The sequence below is a fragment of the Enterobacter cloacae complex sp. P13B genome (assembly GCF_014895915.1).
Classification (GTDB): Bacteria; Pseudomonadota; Gammaproteobacteria; order Enterobacterales; family Enterobacteriaceae; genus Enterobacter; species Enterobacter bugandensis.
On record NZ_JADBQN010000091.1, the window covers coordinates 1 to 2,282 of the forward strand.

3 protein-coding genes are annotated in these 2,282 nt (G+C 44.9%); all 3 read left to right on the plus strand.

The features are described 5' to 3' along the window. The coding region (locus tag IM273_RS21930; protein WP_193055629.1) for a restriction endonuclease subunit S at positions 1–285 on the plus strand (285 nt) is incomplete at its 5' end. 1 nt (position 286) lies between these two features. Continuing rightward, entirely contained in the window at positions 287–1,477 is a 1,191-nt protein-coding gene (locus IM273_RS21935; RefSeq protein ID WP_193055630.1) for an anticodon nuclease, read from the plus strand. After that, positions 1,470–2,282 (plus strand): type I restriction endonuclease (locus tag IM273_RS21940; protein ID WP_255506030.1); only part of this gene is annotated, 813 nt, incomplete at its 3' end. The genes IM273_RS21935 and IM273_RS21940, both read left to right, overlap by 8 nt.

Consider the following 2,282-nt stretch of genomic DNA (forward strand, 5'->3'; position numbering starts at 1 on the left):
AAGTTCCTTTTCTATTTCCTTCAATCTAGAAGCGAGCTTTTATTGAACTTAAAAAAAGAAGGCGGAGTACCTGCTGTAAATAAGTCTGACTTGGCTACGTTAGCAATTCCACTCCCTCCTCTTGACGAGCAAAATCGGATCGTCGCAATACTAGATAAATTTTATATTCTAACCAACTCCATCACTGAAGGCCTTCCCCGCGAAATCGAGTTGCGCCAGAAGCAGTACGAATATTATCGGGACATGCTATTTAGTTTCCCGAAGCCGGAAGTGGCAGAGGCGTGACATGAGCAAGACACTCCTAGAAATAGCCCAACAGCTCAGTACGCCCCGGAAAGCCAAGAAAACTGTCCGTACGGAAGTTGAAGCGACCAGGGCCGTGCCAAAGGTGCAGTTAATCTATGCTTTTAATGGCACGGGGAAGACACGTCTTTCCCGTGATTTCAAGCAACTGCTTGCACCTAAAGTTAATAACGGAGAAGGTGATGACGAAGCTGAACAGTCCGAGTTGTCACGCAAAAAAATCCTTTATTATAATGCCTTTACTGAGGACTTGTTTTACTGGGATAACGATCTTCAAGAAGACGCAGAACCGAAGATGAAGGTGCAGCCGAATTCCTATACAAACTGGTTGCTGACCTTGCTAAAAGATTTGGGACAGGATGGCAATATCGTCCGCTATTTCCAGCGCTATGCGAATGACAAGCTAACGCCACACTTCAGTCCAGATTTTACCGAGATAACATTTTCTATAGAACGTGGCAATGATGAGCATTCCGCCCATATCAAGTTATCCAAAGGTGAAGAAAGTAACTTCATCTGGAGTGTGTTTTACACCCTGGTGGATCAAGTCGTCACAATTCTCAATGTCGCCGATCCGGATGCGCGCGAGACCCACGAATTTGATCAACTTGAATATGTATTCATTGATGACCCCGTCAGTTCCCTTGATGACAATCATCTGATTGAACTGGCGGTTAATCTGGCAGGACTGATCAAATTCAGTGAATCCGATTTGAAGTTCATTATCACGACACATAGCCCAATCTTTTATAATGTACTTTTCAATGAGTTGAACGGTAAGGCTTGCTACATGTTGGAGAGTTTTGAGAATGGTACATTTGCCCTCACAGAAAAATATGGCGACTCTAACAAGAGTTTTTCCTACCATCTCCACCTAAAGCAAACAATCGAACAGGCAATTGCTGCCAACAACGTTGAAAGATATCACTTCACGTTACTGCGCAATCTTTATGAGAAAACAGCCAGCTTTCTGGGCTACCCTAGATGGTCTGATCTCTTGCCTGACGACAAGCAGCTTTATCTGAGCAGAATCATCAATTTCACCAGCCACAGCACGCTGTCGAATGAAGCCGTTGCAGAGCCAACGCCAGCGGAGAAAGCGACTGTCAAACTGTTGCTCGATCACTTGAAGAACAACTGTGGCTTCTGGCAGCAGGAACAAAAAAATGGTTGATTGCACCAAGCCAATTGCTGAGTCCAATAATTTTATCATTTTGGACAAATACAACCCGGACTGGAAGATTACCGAGAGCTACCAGAGCGAAGGTGATCTGGAGCGTGAGCTGATTCAGGATTTAGTTAACCAGGGCTATGAATACCTGCCAACACTGAACAACAACAAGGCTATGCTCGCCAATGTCAGGGAACAGTTGCAAACCCTTAACAATGTGGAGTTCCTGGAGGCTGAATGGCGTCGCTTTGTGGAAACCTGGATGGACAAGCCCAGCGATGGCGTTGTCGAAAAAGCCCGCAAGATTCATAATGATTATGTTCATGATTTCGTCTTCGACGATGGCCGTATTCAGAATATCTATCTGCTGGATAGAAAAAACATCCTTCGCAATAAAGTACAAGTTATCAAACAGTTCGAGCAAACCGGCACTCACGCCAATCGCTACGATGTCACCATTCTAGTCAATGGCCTGCCGCTGGTACAAATTGAGTTGAAAAAACGCGGTGTGGCTATACGTGAAGCCTTCAATCAGATACACCGCTACAGCAAGGAAAGCTTTAATAGCGATAATTCGCTGTTTAAATACCTGCAACTGTTTGTGATATCCAACGGCACCGATACCCGTTACTTTGCCAATACCACCAAGCGGGATAAAAACAGTTTTGATTTCTCCATGAACTGGGCGAAGTCCGACAACACGTTGATTAAAGACCTGAAGGACTTCACCGCCACGTTTTTCCAGAAGCATACCCTACTCAATGTGCTGTTTAACTACAGCGTGTTTGACAGTAGTCAGACGCTGCTG